At 72.3% G+C, this 24589-nt stretch carries 18 protein-coding genes; 6 read left to right on the top strand and 12 right to left on the bottom strand.

Annotation, left to right across the window (positions count from 1 at the left end; all coding sequences use genetic code 11):
* Positions 1 to 59: 59 nt before the first annotated feature.
* Entirely contained in the window at positions 60 to 701 is a 642-nt protein-coding gene (locus tag K4B79_RS39890) for an Rv3235 family protein (RefSeq protein ID WP_232032316.1), read from the bottom strand.
* A 355-nt stretch (positions 702 to 1056) separates the two neighbouring features.
* Here K4B79_RS39890 and K4B79_RS39885 point away from each other — a divergent pair, with 355 nt between their 5' ends.
* Together K4B79_RS39885 and K4B79_RS39880 are read left to right on the top strand one after the other, a co-directional pair.
* Positions 1057 to 1572 (top strand): DUF6912 family protein, encoded by a 516-nt coding sequence (locus K4B79_RS39885; protein ID WP_232032315.1) that lies wholly within the window; start codon positions 1057 to 1059, stop codon positions 1570 to 1572.
* 87 nt (positions 1573 to 1659) lie between these two features.
* On the top strand, positions 1660 to 2325 hold the full coding sequence (locus K4B79_RS39880) for an HAD family hydrolase (protein WP_232032314.1): 666 nt from the start codon (positions 1660 to 1662) through the stop codon (positions 2323 to 2325).
* A 40-nt stretch (positions 2326 to 2365) separates the two neighbouring features.
* On the opposite strand, the gene K4B79_RS39875 is transcribed toward K4B79_RS39880, so the two are convergent.
* A complete protein-coding gene (locus K4B79_RS39875; protein ID WP_232032313.1) occupies positions 2366 to 2923 on the bottom strand; it encodes a DJ-1/PfpI family protein in 558 nt (185 codons plus the stop codon).
* Between the two features lie 504 nt (positions 2924 to 3427).
* Here K4B79_RS39875 and K4B79_RS39870 point away from each other — a divergent pair.
* Positions 3428 to 8368, top strand: a complete 4941-nt coding sequence (locus tag K4B79_RS39870) for an NAD-glutamate dehydrogenase (RefSeq protein ID WP_232032312.1) — start codon at positions 3428 to 3430, stop codon at positions 8366 to 8368.
* A gap of 132 nt (positions 8369 to 8500) precedes the next feature.
* Here the strand turns inward: K4B79_RS39870 and K4B79_RS39865 are convergent, their stop codons facing one another.
* Together K4B79_RS39865 and K4B79_RS39860 are read right to left on the bottom strand one after the other, a co-directional pair.
* Entirely contained in the window at positions 8501 to 9328 is an 828-nt protein-coding gene (locus K4B79_RS39865; protein ID WP_232032311.1) for an ABC transporter ATP-binding protein, read from the bottom strand.
* On the bottom strand, positions 9321 to 10238 hold the full coding sequence (locus K4B79_RS39860) for an ABC transporter permease (RefSeq protein ID WP_232032310.1): 918 nt from the start codon (positions 10236 to 10238) through the stop codon (positions 9321 to 9323). Before K4B79_RS39860 ends, K4B79_RS39865 begins: the two co-directional genes overlap by 8 nt.
* A 297-nt stretch (positions 10239 to 10535) precedes the next feature.
* On the opposite strand from K4B79_RS39860, the gene K4B79_RS39855 reads away from it, so the two are divergent.
* Positions 10536 to 11174, top strand: a complete 639-nt coding sequence (locus K4B79_RS39855) for a TetR/AcrR family transcriptional regulator (protein ID WP_232032309.1) — start codon at positions 10536 to 10538, stop codon at positions 11172 to 11174.
* Between the two features lie 52 nt (positions 11175 to 11226).
* Here K4B79_RS39855 and K4B79_RS39850 read toward each other — a convergent pair whose 3' ends face one another.
* Positions 11227 to 11910 carry a Crp/Fnr family transcriptional regulator gene (locus K4B79_RS39850; RefSeq protein ID WP_232032308.1) on the bottom strand — a complete coding sequence of 228 codons (684 nt, stop codon included), beginning with the start codon at positions 11908 to 11910 and terminating at the stop codon, positions 11227 to 11229.
* Positions 11911 to 12052: 142 nt separating this feature from the next.
* Between K4B79_RS39850 and K4B79_RS39845 the strand changes: the two genes are divergently transcribed.
* Positions 12053 to 12331 (top strand): YciI family protein, encoded by a 279-nt coding sequence (locus tag K4B79_RS39845; RefSeq protein ID WP_232032307.1) that lies wholly within the window; start codon positions 12053 to 12055, stop codon positions 12329 to 12331.
* A 62-nt stretch (positions 12332 to 12393) separates the two neighbouring features.
* Here the strand turns inward: K4B79_RS39845 and galE are convergent, their stop codons facing one another.
* Together galE and K4B79_RS39835 are read right to left on the bottom strand one after the other, a co-directional pair.
* The gene (galE, locus tag K4B79_RS39840; RefSeq protein ID WP_232032306.1) at positions 12394 to 13374 is read right to left on the bottom strand and encodes a UDP-glucose 4-epimerase GalE; all 981 of its coding nucleotides are present in this window, start codon (positions 13372 to 13374) and stop codon (positions 12394 to 12396) included.
* 180 nt (positions 13375 to 13554) lie between these two features.
* Positions 13555 to 14058: a MarR family winged helix-turn-helix transcriptional regulator gene (locus K4B79_RS39835; RefSeq protein WP_232032305.1), complete on the bottom strand. Its 504-nt coding sequence runs from the start codon at positions 14056 to 14058 to the stop codon at positions 13555 to 13557.
* A 131-nt stretch (positions 14059 to 14189) separates the two neighbouring features.
* Here K4B79_RS39835 and K4B79_RS39830 point away from each other — a divergent pair, with 131 nt between their 5' ends.
* A complete protein-coding gene (locus K4B79_RS39830) occupies positions 14190 to 14603 on the top strand; it encodes an organic hydroperoxide resistance protein (protein WP_232032304.1) in 414 nt (137 codons plus the stop codon).
* Between the two features lie 30 nt (positions 14604 to 14633).
* On the opposite strand, the gene K4B79_RS39825 is transcribed toward K4B79_RS39830, so the two are convergent.
* The 5 genes from K4B79_RS39825 to K4B79_RS39805 all read right to left on the bottom strand — a co-directional run bounded on the left by K4B79_RS39825 (position 14634) and on the right by K4B79_RS39805 (position 24461).
* The gene (locus tag K4B79_RS39825) at positions 14634 to 16169 is read right to left on the bottom strand and encodes a hypothetical protein (RefSeq protein WP_232032303.1); all 1536 of its coding nucleotides are present in this window, start codon (positions 16167 to 16169) and stop codon (positions 14634 to 14636) included.
* 41 nt (positions 16170 to 16210) lie between these two features.
* The gene (locus tag K4B79_RS39820; protein ID WP_232032302.1) at positions 16211 to 17470 is read right to left on the bottom strand and encodes a hypothetical protein; all 1260 of its coding nucleotides are present in this window, start codon (positions 17468 to 17470) and stop codon (positions 16211 to 16213) included.
* A complete protein-coding gene (locus tag K4B79_RS39815; RefSeq protein WP_232032301.1) occupies positions 17467 to 19725 on the bottom strand; it encodes a bifunctional glycosyltransferase/CDP-glycerol:glycerophosphate glycerophosphotransferase in 2259 nt (752 codons plus the stop codon). Before K4B79_RS39815 ends, K4B79_RS39820 begins: the two co-directional genes overlap by 4 nt.
* A 1-nt stretch (position 19726) precedes the next feature.
* A complete protein-coding gene (locus tag K4B79_RS39810) occupies positions 19727 to 21928 on the bottom strand; it encodes a bifunctional glycosyltransferase/CDP-glycerol:glycerophosphate glycerophosphotransferase (protein ID WP_232032300.1) in 2202 nt (733 codons plus the stop codon).
* 193 nt (positions 21929 to 22121) lie between these two features.
* Positions 22122 to 24461 (bottom strand): bifunctional glycosyltransferase/CDP-glycerol:glycerophosphate glycerophosphotransferase, encoded by a 2340-nt coding sequence (locus K4B79_RS39805; protein ID WP_232032299.1) that lies wholly within the window; start codon positions 24459 to 24461, stop codon positions 22122 to 22124.
* Positions 24462 to 24589: the final 128 nt, after the last annotated feature.

Raw genomic sequence — 24589 nt, 5'->3', positions numbered from 1 at the left:
TAGCGGAGTGAGGGGCCGGATCACCCGAGGGTGGCCCGGCCCTTACGCGTTCCCCGGGCTCAGTCGTCGTCCGTGCGGGGCCTGCGGGGGCCGCCCAGTTCCACCGCTGTGCAGCGCCAGCGCAGGTCGGGGCCCTGTTCCAGCCGGAAGGCCATGGCGCGCAGCTGGTCGCCTGCGCTGATACGCGCGAACGCCTCGATGGCGCCGGGCCGGGTGACCTCGTAGCCGATGTCGCGGACGACGGGCACGGTGCCCCGGGTGGTGCGCAGGGGGCCGCGTTCGGCGAGCCAGGCCAGTTCGTCGTAGGCGCGGCCCGCGGTGTGCCGGAGCATGCAGTGGACGGGGCGGCGGCCGCTGAGGACCGCGAGGAGGAGGTCGGCGAAGCGGTCGGTGGGGCGGGGCTGCGGGACCGTCGACCTGCGGGAGGCCTGAGCCGGGACGGTGGGGGTGGAGAGGGCAGCGGTGGAGGCGCTGGGGGTGGCGACCGCCGTGAGGGTCGGTGGGCGGCTGTCCGCGGGCCTGGTGCGGGCGGACCGTCCTCCGCCGCCCGGTGAGCCCGGAGGCCGGCCTCCCGGGGCCGTGGTGCGGGCGGGGCCGCCGCCCGGCGTGCGAGGCGGTGTACCACCCGGGCGGCGCAGGTCACGGCGGTTCGGCGGGCGGGTGCCCGGGTGGTGGTTCGCCCTGGTCATGACCTTGGTCATGGCTGTCCCCGTTCGGGTCGGCCCGGATGGTACCGGGCGGTAACTTCTGGCTTGGGGATCTTGTACGGGGTCATGGAGCGCGACGGCAAGCGGTCGCGGGGCCCGGTCGGGGCGGTCGACCGGTTCACCTATCAGGGTGGTTCGGGTGGGTAAAAGCCCGTGAGAACGGGGGTGGGGCGGGTGAGTTTCGCGGCGTCGGGTTGACGCCCGCGGAGGCGTGGGCAGGGACTCGAAAGGGGACGCCCCGCACGTATCCTGAAGGTCTTCGGGAGACGCCGACGGCCCTCACGGAACCCGTGCGGAGTCCCTCCGACGACTACTCGACCGACTCAACCGACGACGAAAGCGGCAGGCCATGCGCGTCTACGTCCCCCTGACCCTTCCCGGTCTCGCCGAGGCGTACAAGACGGGAGAGCTGGGGCACGGGCCGATCGTCGCGTACGCGGTCACGCCGGCGTTGCGCGAGTGGTACCTCTCCGACGACATCGAGGAACTGGAATACGCGGCGCTGAACCGGGCCGCGCTGGCCTCCCTGCGGCTGGTGGCGTTGGATCCCGGGGCGGTCCGACGCCGGGTGGTCGTCGCCGTGGACGTGCCCGACGGCGCGGCGACCGCCGACCCCGACCGGGCGCTCGATCCGACGGCGCTCGGCGAGGTGCGGGTCGCCGGGCCCGTGCCGCTGGGCAAGGCGGCGGCCGTGCATGTCGACGCGGCCGACGCGGAGGCGGATGTGACCGCGGCGGCCGACGCGCTCGGGGCGGCGGACAGCGGGGACGACGACGCGCAGTTCGTGGTGGACGGGGCAGAGGACCACGAGCTGCTGTGGTTCGCGACGCAGGAGATCCCGAACCTGGTGGGGCTCGGGGACTGAGCGTCCGCCTGCGGCCGTAGCGCTCTGCTGCCCCACCCCGACCTGCGGATCTCTTGATTGTCAGTGGGGGCGGGTACGGTTTTTCTCATGGGGAAGCAGAGCGACGCGCACATTGTCTGGGACTGGAACGGCACGCTGTTCCACGACAATGACGCGATCATCGGGGCGACGAACGCGGCGTTCGCGGAGTTGGGGCTGGCGCCGATCACGATGGAGCAGTACCGGGCGATGTACTGCGTGCCGGTGCCGAAGTTCTACGAGCGGCTGCTGGGGCGGTTGCCCACCGAGGCCGAGTGGGTGGTCATGGACGAGACCTTCCACCGGTACTACGCCGAGCACCGGGTGGGGTGCGGGCTCACGGCGGGAGCGGCGGAGCTGCTCGCGGGGTGGCGGTCGGCGGGCGGCAGTCAGTCCCTTCTCAGCATGTATGTCCATGACGAACTCGTGCCGCTGGTGCGGGGGTTCGGGATCGAAACGCACTTCATACGCGTGGACGGGCGGACCGGCCCGTCCGGGGGGAGCAAGGCGGAGCACATGGTGCGGCACCTCGCGGCCCTTTCCGGGGTGAACCCCACGCGTACGGTGGTGATCGGAGACGCCGCGGACGACGCGGTGGCGGCCCTGCACGTGGGGGCGCGGGCCGTCCTGTACACCGGGGGGTCGCACAGCCGGGCGAGCCTGGAGGTGGTGGGCGTGCCGGTCGTGGACACGCTGGAGGAGGCCGTGACAGAGGCGCAGCGGTTGGCGGCGTAGGGGCTGCCGGGCCGGCCCCCGTCCTTCCCGTCATGTCATGTCACGTCACCGGTGCCTTGGCCCGCAGCACCGTCAGGAACTCCCGCATCCAGCGGGAGTGGTCCGGCCAGGCCCGCGCGGAGACGAGGGTGCCGTCGACCACGGCCTCGGCGTCCTGGAAGGTGGCGCCGGCGGCCTGCATGTCGAGTTCCAGGGCGGGGTACGCCGTGACGCGGCGGCTGTCGATCGCGGCGGTGAGCAGAGGACCGTGGCAGATCTGGGCGACGGGTTTGTCGGAGTCGAAGAAGGACTTGAGGATCTTGCGGAGTTCGGGGTCGTTGCGCAGATACTCGGGGGCGCGGCCGCCGGGGATGACGAGGGCGGCGTACTGGCCGGGATCGACCTCGGCGAAGGCCAGATCGGCGGGCCAGGTGTAGCCGGGTTTCTCGGTGTAGGTGTCGAAGCCGGGTTCGAAGTCGTGGACCACGAACCGGAGCTTCTTGCGGGCGGGGGCGGCGATGTGGACGTCGTAGCCCTCCTCGCGGAGGCGCTGGTAGGGGTACAGGACCTCCAGCGACTCCGCTGCGTCGCCGGTCACGATGAGGATTTTCGCGGTCATGTCGGCAACGTGCATCCGCGGCGCGGACTTGCCAAGGGGGCGTGCAGGGCGGCCGGGGCCGGAGCCGCGCGCAGACACTGTGCAGAGTGTCAAAGTTCCAGCCCTGGTTTTGTACACATACGGCTCGTGACGGGGCCCCTGTAAGGAGCGATAGCCTTGGTGGCGTGATCAGCGCGATAGCTCGCGGGGGCACTGGTGCCCCTGCCCTGCGCCCGGCGAGCACGGAACATCTCCGTGACCGGGCGGCGGTCGCTGGTCTTCGCGGGCGGGACGGGGCCGGAAGGGCTCCCGGGATGCCACACACCACCTGGGGACGGGCGCCGCAGAGAGTAGCGTCACACCCCCTGGTCAGCTCAAAAGTGGCTCATATTTCACCGCCCATCTCACCTTGCGGCATAGCGTCGGACCAGACCGGAGACCCCGGGCCGTGGCGTCGAGCCGCAGGGGAAGAGACCGTACTTCCTTCTACGTCACGCAACGGCGCGCGACAGGAGCCAGAGGACAATGCAGACCAAGCTGGACGAAGCCAAGGCCGAGCTGCTCGAGAGGGCTGCCCGGGTAGCTGAGAACAGCCCGGTCGGTGGGCACCTACCGACCGGGACGACGGACGAGAGCACACCCGGCACCCCGGACAGTGAGACCGTGCTCGCGTTCCTCCAGCGCTACTACCTGCACACCGCCCCGGAGGACCTCGACGACCGTGACCCGGTCGACGTCTTCGGCGCCGCGCTCTCCCACTACCGGCTGGCCGAAACCCGCCCGCAGGGTACGGCCAACGTGCGGGTGCACACCCCGACCGTCGAGGAGAACGGCTGGACGTGCAGCCACTCCGTCGTCGAGGTGGTCACCGACGACATGCCCTTCCTCGTCGACTCGGTGACGAACGAGCTGACGCGGCAGGGGCGGGGCATCCACGTCGTCATCCACCCGCAGATCGTGGTCCGGCGCGATGTCACCGGCAGGCTCATCGAGGTGCTCACCGCACCGGCCACCGGCGACCTCCCGCACGACGCGCACACCGAGTCCTGGATCCACGTCGAGATCGACCGGGAGACCGACCGCGGCGACCTGAAGCAGATCACCGCCGATCTGCTGCGCGTCCTGTCGGACGTCCGTGAGGCCGTCGAGGACTGGGACAAGATGCGGGACGCGGCCATGCGCATGGCCGACGAACTGCCCAAGGAGCCCATCGCCTCGGACCTGCGCGAGCAGGAGATCGAGGAGGCCCGCGAGCTGCTGCGCTGGCTGGCCGCCGATCACTTCACCTTCCTCGGCTACCGCGAGTACCAGCTGCGGCAGGACGACTCCCTGGCCGCCGTGCCCGGCACCGGCCTGGGCATCCTGCGCTCCGACCCGCACCACGCCGAGGGCGACAGCCACCCGGTCAGCCCGTCCTTCGAGCGGCTGCCGGCCGACGCCCGGGCCAAGGCCCGCGAGCACAAGCTCCTGGTGCTGACCAAGGCCAACAGCCGGGCCACCGTGCACCGGCCGTCGTACCTCGACTACATCGGGGTGAAGAAGTTCGACGCGGACGGCAATGTCGTCGGCGAGCGGCGGTTCCTCGGGCTGTTCTCCTCGGCCGCGTACACCGAGTCGGTGCGCCGCGTGCCCGTCATCCGGCGCAAGGTCGCCGAGGTGCTGGAGCGCGCCGGGTTCTCGCCCAACAGCCACGACGGGCGCGACCTGCTCCAGATCCTGGAGACCTACCCGCGCGACGAGCTCTTCCAGACCCCGCCGGACGAGTTGCAGGCCATCGTCACCTCGGTCCTGTACCTCCAGGAGCGCAGGCGGCTGCGGCTGTACCTGCGCCAGGACGAGTACGGGCGCTACTACTCGGCCCTCGTCTACCTGCCGCGAGACCGGTACACCACCGGCGTACGCCTGCGGATCATCGACATCCTCAAGGAGGAACTCGGCGGCACCAGCGTCGACTTCACCGCCTGGAACACCGAGTCGATCCTGTCCCGGCTGCACTTCGTCGTCCGGGTCCCGCAGGGCACCGAGCTGCCGGAGCTGTCCGACGCCGACAAGGACCGTATCGAGGCGCGGCTGGTGGAGGCAGCGCGGTCGTGGGCGGACGGGTTCGCGGAGGCGCTGAACGCCGAGTTCGGCGAGGAGCGCGCCGCCGAACTGCTGCGCCGCTACGGCAACGCCATCCCCGAGGGCTACAAGGCCGACCACAATCCGCGTGCCGCGGTCGCCGACCTCGCGAACCTCGAACAGCTCAGCGAGGAGAAGAGCTTCGCGCTCAGCCTGTACGAGCCGGTGGGGGCCGCGCCCGAGGAGCGCCGGTTCAAGATCTACCGCAAGGGCGACTCCATCTCGCTGTCCGCGGTGCTGCCGGTCCTCAACCGGCTCGGCGTCGAGGTCGTGGACGAGCGGCCGTACGAACTGCGCTGCTCCGACCGGAGCGTGGCCTGGATCTACGACTTCGGGCTGCGCATGCCCCAGCCGAAGAGCGGGAGCGGCGACTACCTCGGCGACGACGGACGCGAGCGGTTCCAGGACGCCTTCGCCGCCACCTGGACCGGGCAGGCGGAGAACGACGGGTTCAACGCCCTGGTGCTGAGCGCCGGCCTGAACTGGCGTCAGGCGATGGTGCTGCGGGCGTACGCCAAGTACCTGCGGCAGGCGGGCTCGACGTTCAGCCAGGACTACATGGAGGACACCCTCCGCAACAACGTCCACACCACCCGGCTGCTCGTCTCCCTGTTCGAGGCGCGGATGTCGCCGGACCGGCAGCGGGCCGGGCACGAGATCGTGGACGCCCTGCTGGAAGAGGTCGACGCGGCCCTCGACCAGGTCGCGAGTCTCGACGAGGACCGGATCCTGCGGTCCTTCCTGACCGTCATCAAGGCGACGCTGCGCACGAACTTCTTCCAGGAGGCGGCGGGCGGCAGGCCGCACGACTACGTCTCCATGAAGTTCGACCCGCAGGCCATCCCCGATCTGCCCGCGCCGCGACCGGCGTTCGAGATCTGGGTGTACTCGCCGCGGGTGGAGGGCGTGCACCTCAGGTTCGGGAAGGTCGCGCGCGGCGGACTGCGCTGGTCCGACCGGCGTGAGGACTTCCGGACCGAGATCCTCGGCCTGGTCAAGGCGCAGATGGTGAAGAACACCGTCATCGTGCCGGTCGGCGCCAAGGGCGGCTTCGTCGCCAAGCAGCTGCCCGACCCGAGCGTGGACCGGGACGCCTGGCTCGCCGAGGGCGTCGCCAGCTACAAGACCTTCATCTCCGCGCTGCTCGACATCACCGACAACATGGTGGCCGGCGAGGTCGTCCCGCCCGCGGACGTGGTCCGGCACGACGAGGACGACACCTACCTCGTCGTCGCCGCCGACAAGGGCACCGCGACCTTCTCCGACATCGCCAACGGGGTCGCCGAGCAGTACAACTTCTGGCTCGGCGACGCCTTCGCCTCCGGCGGCTCGGCCGGCTACGACCACAAGGGCATGGGCATCACCGCCCGCGGCGCCTGGGAGTCCGTCAAGCGGCACTTCCGGGAGCTGGGCGTGAACACGCAGGCCGAGGACTTCACGGTCGTCGGCATCGGCGACATGTCCGGTGACGTGTTCGGCAACGGCATGCTGCTCAGCGAGCACATCCGCCTGGTCGCCGCCTTCGACCACCGGCACATCTTCATCGACCCGAAGCCGGACGCGGCCGTCTCCTACGCCGAGCGCCGTCGCGTCTTCGAGCTGCCCCGCTCCAGCTGGGCCGAATACGACACCGGCCTCATCTCCGCGGGCGGCGGCGTCTTCCCGCGCACCGCCAAGGCGATCCCGGTCAACGCGCACATCCGCGAGGCCCTCGGTATCGAGGGCAAGGTCGCCAAGATGACGCCGGCCGACCTCATGAAGGCGATCCTCAAGGCGCCGGTCGACCTGCTGTGGAACGGCGGCATCGGTACGTACGTCAAGTCCGGTACGGAATCGCAGGCCGACGTCGGTGACAAGGCCAACGACCCGATCCGCGTCGACGGCGCCGACCTGCGCGTCAAGGTGGTCGGCGAGGGCGGCAACCTGGGCCTGACCCAGCTCGGCCGGATCGAGTTCGCGCTGCACGGCGGCAAGATCAACACCGATGCCATCGACAACAGCGCGGGCGTGGACACCTCCGACCACGAGGTGAACATCAAGATCCTGCTCAACGGCCTGGTCGCGGACGGCGACATGACGGTCAAGCAGCGCAACAAGCTGCTCGCCGAGATGACCGACGAGGTCGGCCGTCTGGTCCTGCGCAACAACTACGCGCAGAACACCGCCATCGCCAACGCGCTCGCCCAGTCCAAGGACATGCTCCACGCCCAGCAGCGCTACATGCGCCACCTGGTGCGCGAGGGCCGCCTGGACCGCGCGCTGGAGTTCCTGCCCACCGACCGCCAGATCCGCGAACGGCTCGGTGCCGGGCAGGGGCTGACCAGCCCGGAGACGGCCGTCCTGCTGGCGTACACGAAGATCACGGTCGCCGAGGAGCTGCTGCACACCTCGCTGCCGGACGACCCGTACCTGCGCGGCCTGCTGCACACGTACTTCCCGGCCGCGTTGCGCGAGCAGTTCGCCGAGCGCATCGACGGTCACCCGCTGCACCGCGAGATCACCACGACCGTCCTGGTCAACGACACGGTCAACACGGGCGGTACGACCTATCTGCACCGCTTGCGCGAGGAGACCGGCGCCTCGCTGGAGGAGATCGTGCGGGCGCAGACCGCGGCCCGGGCGATCTTCCGCTCCGGTGTCGTGTGGGACGGGGTCGAGGAACTCGACAACCGGGTCGAGGCCGCCGTGCAGACCCGGATCCGGCTGCACTCGCGGCGGTTGGTGGAGCGCGGCACCCGCTGGCTGCTCAACAACCGGCCGCAGCCGCTCCAGCTCGCCGAGACCGTCGACTTCTTCGGCGACCGCGTCGAGCTGGTGTGGTCGCAGCTGCCGAAGCTGCTCAGGGGCGCGGACCTGGAGTGGTACCAGAAGATCTACGACGAGCTGAGCGCCGCCGGGGTCCCGGACGAACTGGCCACCCGCGTGGCCGGGTTCTCCTCCGCCTTCCCGACGCTCGACATCGTCTCGGTGGGCGACCGCATGGGCCGGGACCCGATGGACGTCGCCGAGGTCTACTACGACCTCGCCGACCGCCTCCACATCACCCAGCTCATGGACCGCATCATCGAGCTGCCCCGCGCCGACCGCTGGCAGTCCATGGCCCGCGCCTCCATCCGGGAGGACCTGTACGCGGCCCACTCGGCGCTGACCGCGGACGTGCTCGCCGTCGGCAACGGCACCTCGACTCCCGAGCAGCGCTTCAAGGCCTGGGAGGAGAAGAACGCGGCGATCCTCGGCCGGGCGCGCACGACCCTGGACGAGATCCAGGGCTCGGAGACCTTCGACCTGGCGAACCTGTCGGTGGCGATGCGGACCATGCGGACGCTGCTGCGGACGCATTCGTAGGCGATACGGCCATACAGCGGTACGGCATACAGCAGGGCGCCCCGGGCCATGACGGCTCGGGGCGCCCTCGTGTACTTCAGGACCCTCGTGCAGTTCGGGACCGGCGGCGCCGCGGTGTGGACCGCCCCGCCCTCAACGGGCCGCCGCGGCGGCCGCCTTCGGCTTCGGCGCGGCCTTGTCCGGGCCGCCGGTGAAGGCCTCGTAGGCCTCCAGGACCTCGTCGGTGGGGCCGTCCATGCGCAGTTCGCCGCGCTCCAGCCACAGCACGCGGTCGCAGGTGTCGCGGATCGACTTGTTGCTGTGGCTGACCAGGAACACCGTGCCCGCGTGCTTGCGCAGCTCGCGGATCCGGGCCTCGGAGCGCTTCTGGAAGGAGCGGTCGCCGGTGGCGAGGGCCTCGTCGATGAGCAGGACGTCGTGGTCCTTGGCGGCGGCGATGGAGAAGCGGAGGCGGGCCGCCATGCCGGAGGAGTAGGTGCGCATCGGGAGGGTGATGAAGTCGCCCTTCTCGTTGATGCCGGAGAAGTCGACGATCTCCTCGTAGCGGTCCCTGACCTGCTCGCGGGACATGCCCATGGCGAGGCCGCCGAGGTAGACGTTGCGCTCGCCGGTGAGGTCGTTCATCAGGGCGGCGTTGACGCCGAGCAGGGAGGGCTGGCCGTCGGTGTAGATCCGGCCGTTCTCCACCGGGAGCAGGCCGGCGACCGCCTTGAGCAGGGTCGACTTGCCGGAACCATTGGTGCCGATCAGGCCGATCGCCTCGCCCTTGTACGCCACGAAGGACACGTTCTTCACGGCGTGCACCTTGCGGACGCCCGCCGCCTTCTCGGTCTGCTTGCGGCGCAGCATGCGGTTGAGGGCGGCGGTGGCGGAGCCCTTGCCGGCGCCGGTGCCGTTGACGCGGTAGACGATGTCGACGCCGTCGACGACCACGGTGGGGATCTTCTCGTTGTCAGCCACGACCGTACGTCTCCTCGGCCTTCCAGAAGTAGATGAAGCCGCCGACTCCGGCGAGCAGGGCCCAGCCGATCGCGATCGCCCACACGTGGTGCGGCAACTGGCTGGAGTGGAAGCTGTCGATCAGGGAGTACCGCATCAGGTCGATGTAGATGGCCGCCGGGTTGGCCTGGAGGACGGGGACCACCCAGGACGGCCAGTCGTGGTGGCCCTTGGCCAGGTGGTCGATGCTCCACATCACGCCCGAGACGTACATCCACGTGCGCAGGACGAACGGCATCAGCTGTGCGATGTCCGGCGTCGACGCCCCGAACCGGGCCATGATCATCGAGACACCGGTGTTGAAGGTGAACTGCAGCACCAGGGCCGGGATCGCCAGCAGCCAGGACGCGGAGACCGGTACGCCGAAGCAGAGCAGGATGACGACCAGGGCCCCCATCGAGAACAGCAGCTGCTGGAGCTGCTGGAGGCAGAAGGAGATCGGCAGGGCCGCCCGCGGGAAGTGCAGGGCGCGCACGAGGCCGAGGTTGCCGGAGATCGCCCGGGTGCCCGCCATGATCGAGCTCTGCGTGAACGTCCAGATGAACACACCCGTGACCAGGAACGGGATGTAGTCCGGCACGCCCTTCTTGGTGCCGAGCAGGATGCCGAAGATGAAGTAGTAGACCGCCGCGTTCAACAGCGGGGTCATCACCTGCCAGACCTGGCCCAGTTTCGCCTGGCTGTACTGGGCGGTGAGCTTGGCCGTCGAGAACGCGGCGATGAAGTGGCGCCGCGCCCACAGCTGGCGGACGTACTCGGGCAGCGAGGGACGGGCACCGCTGACCGAGAGGCCGTGGCGGGTCGCGAGGGCCGTGAGGTCGTCGGCGGCGGGTGCCGTCGTCGGGGGCGGTGTGTGGAGGACCTGACTCACATCCGCTGCTTTCGCTCGGGGGGTGGTGTGGGGCGTGGGGTGACGCGTGGTGCCGGTGCGGGTCGATGCGCTCGTCGTCCGGCGTTTCCTTACGCGTCTCTTGCCGTTTTCTTACGTCGGGACGGGACCGTATCGTCGCAACGTGAGAGTAGGCCGATCGCACGTCGGAACGCAACCGTTTCGTCGTGACGGATTCCGAGGGGACGGTACCGTTTCGTCGTGACGCCGTCCGTCGGCACGGCACGGTTTCGTCGTAACGCTTCGCGTCGGGACGGGACCGTTTCGTCGTAACGCCCTATGCTGGGGCGCATGACGACCAACGCCGAGGAGTCGCAGACGCGTCCGCGCCGCCGGGCCCCCGCGGGAGCCGCCGTGCTCCGGGAGGATGTGACGGAAGCCATTCGGGCGGCCGTCTTCGAGGAGCTCGCGGCCGTCGGCTACGCGCGGATGTCCATCGAGGGCATCGCGCGCCGCGCGGGCGTGGGCAAGACCGCGGTCTACCGACGCTGGCGCTCCAAGCTGCACCTGGTGCTCGACGTGGTGTCCGCGATCGCGGTGATGGGCCTGCCCGTGCCGGACACGGGCTCCCTGGAGGGCGACCTGCGGCTGCTGTACGAGGTGACCTCCCGCGCCCTGCGGCACCCCGTGGCCTCGCAGATCATCCCCGATCTCCAGGCCGAGGCCGCCCGCAACCCCGAGATCGCCGAGGCCCTCCAGAAGGCCCTGCGCGAGGGGCAGGAGGGCGTGGCCAGCAAGATCGTGGTGGCGGCGGAGCAGCGGGGTGAGATCCGGCGCGGCTTCGACGAGGAACTCGCCCTGGACCTCATCTCGGGCCCCCTGTACTGGCGCTCGGTCGTGATCCGCAGCCCGAAGCTCCCGAAGGGCTACCTGGAGGCCCTGACCCGGGCCACCGCGGGGGCGCTCAAGGCGCTGTGAGCGCCGCGCGGGGGAGGAGGCGCTCCCTCCCCCGGCACCGGGCGGGTGTGCTTCAACGCCGGCCCGCGCGCAGGGCGAGCAGCTCCGGGGCGACGATCCGGATGCGTCCGGGGTCGGACCAGCGGATCAGGCCGTCGTGGCGCAGCCGGGACAGGGCGCGGTTCACCGTGACGCGGGTGACGCCCAGGAGGTCGGCCAGTTCGCGCTGACCGCCGGGCAGGTCGACCTCGCCGGCCGTGGCCTGCCGTTCCAAGAGCCAGGCGGCCAGGCGGGCCTCGCACGGCAGCGCGACCGTGTCCGTCAGCCGGTGCTGCTGGGCGCGCGCCTGGGCCGCCAGGAGGCGGAACACATGGGCGCGGACCGCCGCCGAGTCGTCGAGCAGCGCCGTGAACCGGGCCCGCGGTACGGCCCGTACGGTGCACGGGGACACCGCCGTGAACGTCGCCGTGTGGCCCGCCCCGTCGAGCAGCGCCACCTTGTCCAGCGCGCAGGGCGCCGCCCAGGTGCCGAACCCGACGACCCGTCCGCCCGCGGTCGTGGCGGAAGCGGCCGTGCGGCCCTCCAGCAGCACGAGCAGGTGATCGGCGGGGGAGCCCTGGACGCGCAGGGTCTCTCCGGAGTCGTATCGGCGCGGTACGGAGACGCTCCACAGGGCGCTCAGGGTGTCGTCCGGCAGCGCCGCGAACAGGGGCACGTCCCGCAGCCGCCGCCGGCCGAGCCCGCCGTCCCCGTCCATGCCCCGTCCTCCGCCCTCGTCGTGCCCCTCACCCCGCCTCGTGCCCGCCTGTATCGCGCGATACAGCACACCCCCGGACGCCGAGCCTAGCCTCGCCGAAGTCGCCCTTCACCGAGCCGGGTCAACCGTAGGAGGAACCCCCATGCACGTCGTCGAACTCGCCTTCACCCCCGCCCCCGAACGCCTCGCCGCCCGCCCGGTGCACCGTGAGACCCTCGCCCGCCTGCACGCCGAGGGCAGCCTCGTCACGGCCGGCCCCTGGGCCGACGACAGCGGCGCGCTCCTGGTGTTCGCCCTGGACAGGCCTGCCCTGGAGGCGGTGCTGCGGGACGACCCGTACTACCGGCGCACGCCCGGTGTCGAGGTGCGGTCGGTCCGGGAGTGGAAGCCGGTCGTGGGGGACCGGCGAAGCGAGGTGTGACGTACGGCTGCCGCACGGCCCGTACGGCCTCAGGCGCGCGTCGGGATGCAGCCGTACCCACCTCAGGCGCGCGCCGCCTCCGGATGCAGCCGTACCCAGCCCTCCCACGCGGAGGTGATCATGTCCTCGATGTCGTGCTTGGCGGTCCAGCCGAGTTCGGTGGCGGCGCGGGCGGCGGAGGCGACGACGCGGGAGGGGTCGCCGGGGCGGCGGGGGCTGACGGTGGGGGGCAGGTCGTAACCGGTGAGGGCGTTGATGCGGTCGATCATCTCGCGGACCGAAACGCCTTCGCCGCGGCCGATGTTGAGGGTCAGGTCGCGGCCGGGGGAGGACTGGAGGGCGTGGGCGGCGGCGACATGGGCGTCGGCGAGGTCGACGACGTGGATGTAGTCGCGCACGCAGGTGCCGTCCGCGGTGGCGTAGTCGGCGCCGAAGATGCGCGGGGGCGCGTGGTCGGTGAGCCGCTCGAAGACCATCGGGATGAGGTTGAAGACGCCTACGTCGGCGAGGTCGGGGCCGGCGGCGCCCGCCACGTTGAAGTAGCGCAGCGAGGCCGTGGCCAGGCCCGTCGCCCGGCCCGTGGCCCTGACCAGCCACTCGCCGGCCAGCTTGGTCTCGCCGTACGGCGACATGGGGAGGCAGGGCGTCTCCTCCGTGACCAGGGGGACGTCCGGCATGCCGTAGACCGCCGCGGAGGACGAGAACACGAAGGACGGCACGCGCGCCTCCGTCACGGCCTCCAGCAGGACGCGCAGACCCTCGACGTTCTCGCGGTAGTAGTGCAGCGGCAGCTCCACCGACTCGCCCACCTGCTTCTTCGCGGCCAGGTGGACCACGCCGGTGACCTCGTGGTCGGCGAGGGTGTGCGCCAGGTGCTCCCCGTCCAGGGTCGAGCCCCGCACCAGGGGTACGTCCTCGGGGACGCGGGCGGCGATGCCGGTGGAGAGGTCGTCGTACACCACGGTCCGCTCGCCCGCCGCCGTCATCGCCCGTACGACATGTGCCCCGATGTAGCCGGCGCCACCGGTGATCAGCCAGGTCATGTGCGGCCGTCTCCTCGTCAGTTGGACCGTCTTGGTGGTGCATGCGTGTGTGCGCGTGCGTTCATCAGTGAAGCAGGCGGCGGGGGTGTACGGAGGCGACTTCGATGACTCGTTGTGAACGTCCGGCGACTCACGGTGTGTCATGTACGCGGAGCGTCGACGGGCCGACCAGCGGGTCGACTACCGGCACCCCGGCGTCTCCTCCAGCGCCGCCGGGTCCAGCCCCGCCGAGTCCAGAGTCTCCGTGAGCCGGTCGAGGCGTTCGCGCAGGTCGTTGATCTCGCGGGGGTCGAGGCCGGTGGCCTCGGCGATGCGGCGGGGCACCTGGAGGGCGCGCTCGCGCAGGGCCGCGCCCTCCTCGGTCAGCCGCACCTCCACCGAGCGCTCGTCGCGGGCGCTGCGCTCACGTCGTACGAGACCGGCCGCCTCCAGGCGCTTGAGGAGCGGGGAGAGTGTGCCCGAGTCGAGGCGCAGGTGCTCGCCGAGCTTCTTCACGGGGAGTTCGTCCTCCTCCCACAGCACCAGCATCACCAGGTACTGCGGATAGGTCAGTCCGAGCTCCTTGAGGGTCACGCGGTAGACGCTGTTGAAGGCGCGCGAGGCGGCGTGCAGGGAGAAGCAGATCTGGTTGTCCAGGCGGAGCCACTCGGCTGAGGCTGCCGCCGGTGTCGGCGTCGGTGTCATGTCTCCAGGATAGACCCGGTGGGCCATTTAGTTGTGTGCAATTGAATTGTGTGCTCTACTAGTCGTCGTGAGGGCGGCCGGACCGGGCCGCCGGACCCCACCACGTGATCTCCGAGAGGGATGGTTCTCCCATGGACGCGCTCTACACCGCCGTCGCCACCGCCACCCACGGCCGGGACGGCCGCGCCTACACGAACGACGGCAAGATCGACGTCGCTCTCGCGCCGCCGGCGGAACTGGGCGGCAACGGCCAGGGCACCAACCCGGAGCAGCTCTTCGCCGCCGGCTACGCCGCCTGTTTCGGCAGCGCCCTCGGTCTCGTCGGCCGCCAGGCCAAGGTGGACGTGAGCGACGCCGCCGTCACCGCCGAGGTCGGCATAGGCAAGCAGGGCGAGGGCTTCGGCCTCAAGGTCGCCCTCCGCGTCGAGCTGCCGGACTCCGTGGACCAGGAGACCGGCCGCAAGCTGGTCGAGCAGGCCCACCAGGTCTGCCCCTACTCCAACGCCACCCGCGGCAACATCGAGGTCGACCTCGTCATCGAGTAACCACCCCACCAGGTCTCACCCCACCGGGTCTCACCCGACCCGCGCCAGCACCTCCCCCGTCCGCTCGCTCCACGCCACCACCACCGCCTCCTCGGGCACCGGGTGCCAGCGGGTCAGCAGCAGCCACCGCACGTGATGGCGGCGGGCGACGGCGGTGCGCTCGGCGCGGGTCGAGGTCGGGGCGAGATAGGCGCGGACGTCGGCGGCCCGCCGCAGCCGCTCCCGTTCGTCGAGGGCCGGGTCGGGCCAGGCGGGGGCGGCGAGGTTCGGGCCGTACCCCGCGATGGCGTGGACGGCGTAGTAGCCGTCGGTGATCACGACCTCGCCGGGCCCGATGTGCCGCGCGGCCCACTCGTACGTCGGCCAGCGCGGCGGCTGCGCGAAGCCGACCGGGTCCAGCGCGCGCGGGACGACCGCGCCCGCCTGCACGGTCAGGAACCCCACGCAGGCCCCGACCGCCGCTGCCGCGCCGAGCACCTTCCGCCGGACGGGCCACGGCCGCGGCGCCGCCAGCTCCACGGCGAGCGCGAACTGCAGCGGCACCAGCGTCAGCCCGAGGATCCTGCCGTACGTGTAGTGCCCGCTGATCCAGCCGTACGCCACGACCAGACAGTCGAGCGCGAACATCAGCACCAGCGGATCCCGCCACGAGCCGGAGCCCCCGCGCGTGCGCAGCCACAACGCCGGCAGGCCCAGCAGCAGCGCCAGCCCGAAGTGCCCCCCGAGGTTCAGGTACAGCGTCCGGTGCATCGCGTCCACGCTGCCGTTCCCGGCCAGCGCGAACACGTCGAAGTACGGCCAGCAGACCGCGACCGGCAGGGCTGCGGCCCCCGTGGCCGCCCAGCGCCCGACGACAGCTCCGGACCACCCCCGCTGCCACCCCGCGACCAGGGCCACCGCCCCCAGCAGCGCCGCCACCGCCGTGATCGGGTGCACCAGCAGGATCACCCCGTACAGCGCGCCCGGCCCCGCGTACCCGAGGAGCCCCCGCGGACCGCCGCGCGCCCGCGCCCCCGTCAGCGCCCAGGCCCAGAACGTCAGCCCGATCGCGAACGCCGACGGGTACGCCAGGTTCCCCGTCATCGACATCAGCCCGAGATACCCGCTCCACCAGGCCCGCTCGGTCCCCCACAGCAGCGTCATCGCGGCCAGCGCGAGCACCGGCGCCCACTGCCTGGGCGTCAGCACGCGGACGAAACGGCCGAGGCCGGTCAGCAGGACGAGCAGGTTCACCGGACCGGCGAGCTTGACCACCTCCCAGCCGCCCAGCCCGGTCAGCCGGGCGAACACGCCCTGCGCGACCGCGTAGGGGGAGTAGTACGGGCTGCCCGCGCCCGGCAGGTCGGCCATCGGGTGGCGGGGCCGGAGCAGATGGCTCTTGAGGCGTTCGACGACCGCCGCGTGCTGGCCGGCGTCGCAGCACAGCGGCACCCGCCAGTAGGCCAGCGTCATCACGAGCCAGAACAGGAAGCCGAAGACCTGGTACGGGGTGGGGCGCCACGGGCGGCCGCCGCGGAGGGCGGTCGCACCGCGCGCGGTCCGCCGGACGAGGAGCGTTGAGGGCATCTGCCGTATGTTCCCGAGGGGGTCAACGACATGACGTCACGTCACCTCAACGAGTGAGCCCGATCGGGGGGTCCCTGGGCCGGCAGGAGGACCCGCTCCCGCGCGACCCGCTCCAGCAGCAGCGGCACCCCCACCACCGGCAGCAGCCACGCCAGCACGATCAGCCGACCGCCCCAGATGGTGATGTCCGGATGCGCGGCCTGGGTGAGGATCCCCGTGCCCGCCGCCGCGACCAGGAAGGCGCCGAAGACGGGCCGGCGCAGCGCGCCCCACGCCCCGGCCGCGAGCGCCGCGACGAACAGCGGCTCCCAGAGCTGGCGGCGCAGCCACTCCACCCAGAAGGTGAACTCCAGGTGCAGGAACTCCCGCCAGGGACGCGTCCGGTCGGGACGGGTGAAGTGCGCGGTCAGCAGGTCCTGGAGGCTCTCCGACTCCGACGGGTAGCGCAGGGCACGGGCCAGCAGCACCGTCCCGAGCGCACCGGCCAGGCCCACCGCGACGATCGCCCCCACCCCGCGCCCGCCCCGCCGCCGGGCGAGCAGCACGGCACCCGCCCCCGCCAGGCACAGGCCGAGGAACAGCGCCTGCGAGTGCTTGACCGAGAACAGCGCCAGCAGCGAGCCGCCGATCAGCGCGAGCCCGGACCGCGGCCGGTGCGCGTGCAGGACCAGCGCGCAGCCCCACACCGCGACCAGTGTCGCCGCCAGCAGCAGCCCCTCCGTCATCGGCCGCATGGCGGTCGTCCCGCACGGCAGCACGTAGTACAGCGCCTGGCCGGTCAGCGCGAACGGCACCGGCACGGACAGCGTGCGCAGGATCAGGTACACCAGGACCCCGCCCGCGACCGTGATCACGACCCCGGCGGCCCACACGCCCCACGTCATCCCGAACGCGGTCAGGAACGGCACCAGGAACGCCGGATACCCGGGCCGCACCTCGAAGATCCGCATGAACCGCTCCGGCATGAACGGCACGGTGTGCCCGCCGGTCTGCCCGGCCCGCAGCCGCGCCTCCACACCCCGCCACTCCGCCGCCCTGCACGACTCCTCGACCCGTCGGGTGGGGCTCGGGGCGTGGAAGCGGATCACGTCGACGCTCTGGTTGCGGCGCGCGATCGACGCCCGGCCCGCGCAGGCGTAGTCGATGGTGGCGGCGGCCGCCTCCCGCTTGCCCTCACCGCGCAGACTCAGGGCGTACGACAGGTAGTTCTTGGTGTCGGGGGTGTCCCGGCCGGTGACGTTCGCGAGCTGGAGCACGGCGAACACCGCGGCCAGGACCAGCACCCAGGTGCGCGGCCTCACGACGAGGAGGTCAGCAGGTCACGGTCGGCGGCGGCGGGCACCGCCGGGGACTCCTCCGCCGGCGAGGGCCCGGGCACCCAACCGTCCTCGCCGAGCAGCAGCGTCCGTACGACGCGTTCGGCGGCGTGGCCGTCGTCGTACTCGCAGAACCGGTCCCGGAAGGCGGACCGCAGGCGTGCCGACTCCTCGTCCCGCCAGGTCCCGGAGGCGAACAGCCAGGCCAGTTCCCGGTACGAGCGCGAGACATGGCCCGGGGGCTCGGCGGTGAGGTCGAGGTAGACGCCCCGGCTCGCCGCGTAGGCGCCCCAGTCGTCGGCGTGGACGACGATCGGCCGGTTCAGCAGGGCGTAGTCGAACATCAGGGAGGAGTAGTCGGTGACCAGCACGTCGGCGGCGAGCAGCACGTCCTCGACGTGCGGTTCGTCGGTCGCGTCGACCAGGACCCCGCGCCGGTGCAGCTCGGCCAGGCCCAGCCCGCGCGCGGGACCGGCGGCGAGGCCGGGGTGGAGCCGGACGACGAGGGTGTGGCCCGCGCCCAGGTCCTCGGCGAACCGGGCCGGGTCGAACCGGTCGACATGGCCGCCCCGGCGGTAGTCGCGGCGGGCCGGCGCGTACAGCACGACCCGGTGGCCGGCCGGGATGCCGTGCCGCAGCCGGAACGTGGCCCCGCCCTCGGAGGTCCCGCCCGCACGCTCCCCGTCGACCAGGACGTCGTTGCGCGGGCTGCCCGTGCGCACCGAGGTGAAGTGGCAGGGGTACGCCCGCTCCCACACCAGCTCGGAGTGCCGGTTGGCGACCAGGCTGTAGTCCCAGCGGTCGGCGCGCCGCAGCAGCCGCGGCACGTCGAGGCCGAGCCGGGCACCGGGCTTGTCCAGCAGGTCGGCGCCCAGGTACGCGAGTGGGGTGCCCTGGTGGGTGTGGATGTGGACGCTGCCCGGGCGCTTGGGCAGATCGCCGGGCCAGTTGACGTCGTTGACGAAGTACATGGCCCGCGCGGCCAGCCGGCGGTGGCGCGGCGAGTCCAGGAGCACGTGCTCGACGTCCGGCGGCAGCAGCCCCGCCGTGGCCGCCTCCTCCTCGTCCCGCACCACCCACACCCCGCGCAGGTGCGGCGCGATCTCCCGCGCCTTGCGGTGGATCGCGGCCGGGTCGCCGAGGACGCCCCGGTGGGAGGAGGCCGCGTACAGGACGAGGTCCGGGTCCAGCGGGCGGTGGGCCGCCAGGACGGACCCCGCGCGCGCCGCCCGTACCGCGGCCGCCCCGCGTGCCTGCCGGGCGCGCCGCGCGAGCTCCCGGCCGGCCCGCCCCGCCTGCCGCTTGACCCGGTACGCCGCGTAACCGCCCTCCAGCACCCGCAGTTCGGGCGGGACGACGGCACCGTCCGGCCTGTGCCCGCGGAACAGCTCGGCCGTACGGCGGAAGAACTCGGCCTTGTCGGACGGGGGCAGCCGGTCCGGCTTGGAGAGGATGTCCAGGCAGTGTTCGCCCATCTTGGCGTGCAGGTACGGGCGCCAGCTCGCGAGCGCGGGGCGGGAGTCGAGGAACGCGAAGACCCGCTCGTACTGGTCGTGGATGTCGAAGTGCCTGCGGCTGGTGGTGGTCAGGATGTTGCCCTGCCGGCGCTGGCGGTAGTTCAGGCAGATCCGGTCGAGCGTGGCGATCCGCTCCGCGCTGAGCATGACCGGGAACGTCCAGGGCGTGTCCTCGTAGTAGCCCGGCGGGAAGGTGAAGCCCTCGCGCTCGACGAAGTCACGGCGGTAGACCTTGTTCCACACCACCATCAGCAGGTCGAGGATCTCGGGGCGTTCGGCGGCCGTGAAGGTGCCCTCGGCGGCCTGGGCGAGCAGGTGGGCGAGGACGTTGCGGCGGGTGCCGCCCCACCAGTAGGTGCGGGCGTAGTCGAAGACCAGCACGTCCGGGTCGGAGGTCTCGGCCAGCCGGTCGGCCATCGCGCGCAGGGCGCCCGGGGTGAGGGTGTCGTCGCTGTCGAGGAAGAACAGGAAGTCGCCCGTGGCGTGCGGCATCCCGGCGTTGCGGGCGCGGCCGAGACCGACGTTCTCCGGCAGGTGCAGCACCCGCACCCGCTCGTCGCGCGCCGCGTACTCGTCGAGGATCGCGCCGCAGGCGTCCGGCGAGCAGTCGTCCACGGCGATGACCTCGATGTCCCGGTAGGACTGCTCCAGGACCGAGTCGAGGCACTCGCGCAGGAAGCCCTGCACCCTGAAGACGGGCACGATGATGCTGAAGCGGGGCACGTCAGCTCCTTACGAGGGTCGTCGCGGCGGGGGCGGGCACACGCTCGGCGAGGGGGATCACCGGCGGGATCGCCTCGGGCGGCTCGCCCAGCAGCACCCGCCGCACGACCCGCTCGGCGGCCCGCCCGTCGTCGAACTCGCAGAACCGGGTGCGGAACGCGGCCCGCGCGGCCGCCGACTCCGGGCCCCGGTAGGAGCCGTCGCGGAAGACCCGCGCCAGCTCCTCCGGTGTGCGGGCCACCGGTCCCGGCGGTGCCGCGAGCAGGTCGAAGTAGACGCCCCGGGTCTCCCGGTAGACCTCCCAGTCGTCGGCGTACACGACGATCGGGCGGTCGAGGTTGGCGTAGTCGAACATGATCGAGGAGTAGTCCGTGATCAGCGCGTCGGCGGCCAGGCAGACGTCCTCCGAGGAGCGGTGCGCGGTGACGTCGATGATCCGGCCGGTGGCCCGGGACAGGCCGCGGTCGTAGAAGTAGTGGGCGCGCAGCAGCACGACCACGTCCTCGCCGGCCTCCTCGCAGAACGCCTCCAGGTCCAGGGCGGTCTCGAAGCCGGTGTGGTGGTCGCGGTGGGTGGGGGCGTACAGCACGGCCGTGCTGCCCTCGGGGACGCCCAGCTCGCGCCGGACGCGGGCCACGTCCTCGGCGGTCGCCGTGCAGAAGACGTCGTTGCGCGGATAGCCGTACTCCACCTGCTCGTACGAGCCGGGGAAGGCGCGCTCCCACATCTCCGTGGAGTGGCGGTTGGAGGAGAGGTTGTAGTCCCAGCGGTCCACGCGTCCCAGCAGCTTGGCGAAGCTGCCGGTCGCGGCGGCCACCACGGGGTACGTCGACTGGTCGACGCCCATCTTCTTCAGCGGGGTGCCGTGCTGGGTCTGCAGGTGCACGCTGCCGCGGCGCTTGACCACGCCCTCCGCGAAGTTGGCGTTGTTGATCAGGTACGTGGCGCGCGCCAGGACCTCCCAGGAGCGGCGGCTGCCGATCACGGCGTACTCGACGCCCTCGGGCACGGCGTGCGCCTGGCCCGGCTCGACCAGGAACACCGAGCGGATGTGCGGGGCCAGTTCGCGGGCCTTGGCGTGGATCGCGGCCGGGTTGCAGGCGTAGCCGCGGCCCCAGTACGCGCAGTACACGGCGAGGTTCGGATCCAGCGGGCGGCTCAGGTGCAGGCGGTAGAGGAGGCGGGTGCGCAGGCCGCGGGGGCGGGGGACGGCCGCGATCGCCCTCGCCGCCCGCTGGTTGGCGCCGCGCAGTACCCGGAAGGCGGTGTACGCCCCGGACGCGAGCAGCCGGTGCTGAACACCCGGGCTGCCGCCCGGCACCCGGTACCCGGCCGGACGGTGGAGGCGGTACAGGCGGCTCGCCCGGCGGAAGAAGGCGCGGCGCCGCGAGGGCAGCCGGCGCGGATGCGCGGCCGTCTTCAGGACCGCCGCGAAGAGCTGCTCGAACAGTTCCTTGTACCGCTCCCCGGACAGCCCCTCCTCCACGGCCCGCGTCAGCAACGCCTCCGCCTGGTCGAGGAGTTCGACGTGGTGCTCGCCCGGCAGGTTCAGCCGGCTGCCCTGCCGGCGCACCAGATGCCGTACGACGACCGAGCGCAGCACCGCGACCCGCTCGGCGCGCAGCGCGCTCAGGCCGGCGAAGCCGATGTCCGTGAAGTGGCCGTCGGGGAAGGCGAGCCGGTGCTCGGCGACGAACGCCCGACGGTAGGCGGCGCTCCAGGCGGGCAGCCGGACGCCGGTCAGGTGCGGGGCCTCCTCGGGCGAGAACGCGCCCTTCGGTGTCCTCGCGAGGACCTGCGCGGCCGGGTTGGTGGGCTCGCCCTCCCACCACGGGGTCCGCTCGTGCTCGAAGTGCAGCACGTCGACGCCCCCGGTCGTCTCCAGCCGCGCGGCCAGCTCCGCCAGCGCTCCCGGCACGAGGACGTCGTCACCGTCGAGGAACAGCAGATACGCCCCGGTCGCCGCCCGCATCCCGGTGTTCCGCGCCCCGGCCGGTCCCGCCGACGGCGGCGAGTGCACCGGGGCCACCCGGGAGTCCCGGCGGACGTACCCGGCGACGACGTCCGCGGCCGGGGACCGAGGGCCGTCGCAGACCGGGATCAGCTCGAAGTCGCCGAAGGACTGGGCGAGGACCGAGTCCAGCGCCAGGGACAGCCGCCCCACGACCCCATGGGACGGCACGATGATGCTGAAGCGGGGCATTCTGCTCTTTCTGTCGGTGGTCCCAGGCTGTCGGTGGTCCCGGGGAGGGCGTCAGACACCGCGGCGGCCGGGCCGTCCCGCCGGACGCCAGGTGTGGGGCCGGGTCGGAGTGGGCCGCGAGGGACTGGAGGGCATGACGGACTCCCCGGTGCGGGATCGGCGGTCGGGCGCGGTCGGGCGCGGTCAGATGCGGTCAGGCTCGGTCGGTGAAGGTGCCCGCCGTGAAGGCGCCGTCGACGAAGGCGTCCTCGGGGAAGGCGCGATCGCCGGCCGTCGACAGCTCGGTGGGCTGCGGGGAGTGCGGGAGGGACGCGGCGGCGGAGGGCACCGGGTGGCGCTCGGCCGGCGGGATCACCGGCGGCAGCGCCGACTCATCCTCGCCCAGCACCACCTGGCGTACGACCCGCTCGGCGGCGCGGCCGTCGTCGTACGGGCAGAAGCGCGTCCGGAACGCGGCGCGCAGCTGGGCCGAGCGCGAGCCGCGCCAGTGGCCGGTGGCGAAGATGTCGATCAGCTCGTCCTCGGTGCGCGCGACCGCGCCCGGCGGGAAGGACCGCAGGTCGAAGTAGGTGCCCCGGGCCGCCTCGTACGCCTCGCGGTCCTCGGCGTGGATCACGATCGGGCGGTCCAGGTTGGCGTAGTCGAACATGAGGGACGAGTAGTCGGTGACCAGGGCGTCCGAGGCCAGGCAGAGCTGCTCGACGCTCGGGTGGCCGGTGACGTCGACGACCCGCGCCGAACCCCGGGCCAGGGGCGTGCCGTGGACGGGGTGGGCGCGGGCCAGGACGACGAAACGGGGGCCGAGGCGGCGCAGGACCCGCTCCAGGTCGAGGCCGGGCGGCTGGGCGCGGCGGTAGTCGCGATGCGTGGGCGCGTACAGGATCGCCACCGAGCCCTCGGGGATGCCGAGGGACTCGCGCAGCCGGGCCACGTCCGCCGAGGTGGCCTGCTGGAAGACGTCGGTGCGGGGCTGGCCGTGGCAGAGCGAGCGGTAGGCGCCGGGGAAGACGCGCTCCCAGGTCAGGGCGGAGTGGCGGTTGGCGGACAGGACGTGGTCCCAGGTGTCCACCGAGCGCAGCATCAGGTCGAAGTCCGTCTCCCGGGCGGCGGCCGGGCGCTCCCGGAGGTCGAGGCCCATGTGCTTGAGCGGGGTGCCGCGCTGCGTCTGGACGACGATCTGGCCGGGCCGCTTGACCTGCCGGGGGCCGAAGTCGGCGTCGGTCACCAGGTACTTGGAGCGGGCCAGCGCCGTCCAGTACGCGGCCGTGCCCGGGGTGAGGCGGCGGGTGGCCGTCGGGATCGTGTGGTGGTGCTCGGGGCGGGCGATCCACGCCGTGCGGATGTGCGGCGCGAAGGTGCGGAACGCGGTCTCCAGGGCGCCGGGGTTGCAGCCGTGCCCGAGGCCGCCGTACGCGGCGAACACCGCCCGGTCGGCGCGCACCGGCAGCCGGAGCTGGACACGGTAGTGCGCGCGCAGGGCGACGGACCGCAGCACCCTCAGCAGATCCGCGGCGGCCCCGCCGGTGCGGCGGCGCAGCGTCGCGGCGCCCTGCAGCGTGCGGAAGGTGCGGTGCATGCCCAGCCGGACCAGGGTGTGCCTCAGGCGCGAGCTCACCGGGACGGGGTGGCCCGGGGTGCGGTAGCGGCGGCAGTGGGTGCGGGCGGTGCGCAGGAACTCGGCCCGGCACGCGCGCGGCAGCCGGTCGCGGTCCGCGAACACCGTGGCCAGGTGGTCGACCATGCGGCGGAACAACACCGGGCGCCAGGAGGCGAGTTCGGGGTGCGCGTCGAGGTGGGCGAAGACCCGGTCGTACTGTTCGAAGACGTCGAAGTGGTCGCGGCCGGGGGTGGTGGGGGCGGCGCTCTGCCGTGGCTGCAGGGGCCGGCGGGGCTGTCGGCGTTGCCGCTGGTGCACGCACACCCGGTCGAGCGTGGCGATCGACTCGGCGCCCATCAGGACCGGGTACGTCCACGGGACGTCCTCGTAGAGCCCGGACGGGAACGCGAAGCCGCCGTGCTCGACGTACTCCCGGCGGTAGACCTTGTTCCAGGCCACCGGGAGCAGGTGCAGCAGGCCGGGGCGGTCCTCCAGGCGGAAGGGGGCCGGGCCCTGCTCGGTGAGCTGGACGGCGGCCCGGTTGCGGACGGTCTCGCCGTTCCAGTGGGCGCGCGCGTAGTCGTGGACCAGGACGTCCGGCTCGCCCGTCTCCTTCAGCCGGTCCGCGATCGACCGCAGCGCGTGCGGGGTGAGGGTGTCGTCGCCGTCCAGGAACAGCAGGTAGTCACCCGTCGCCACGTCCGTGCCGGCGTTGCGCGCCCGGCCCGGCCCCTGGTTCTCGGACAGATGGACGGCCTTCACACGTGGGTCGCGAGCCGCGAACTCGTCGATGATCACGTCGCAGGCGTCCGGCGAACGGTCGTCGACCGCGATCAGCTCCAGATCCGGATACGACTGGGACAGCACCGATTCCAGGCACTCGTGCAGGTACGCCTGAACCTGGTACGCGGGGACGATGACACTGAACCTGGGCAAGGGACATCCAAGGGTCGTCGCGGGCGTTCTGCCCGGGAACGCCCGATGAGGCCACCTGGTTACGCTCCGTACGGCATACGGGGGATTGTCGGTGAACGGGAAAGGGCGGACCGGTGACGGTCCGCCCC

Source organism: Streptomyces lincolnensis, assembly GCF_021173675.1.
GTDB lineage: Bacteria > Actinomycetota > Actinomycetes > Streptomycetales > Streptomycetaceae > Streptomyces > Streptomyces lincolnensis_B.
This window is presented reverse-complemented; position numbering and strand designations above follow the sequence as displayed.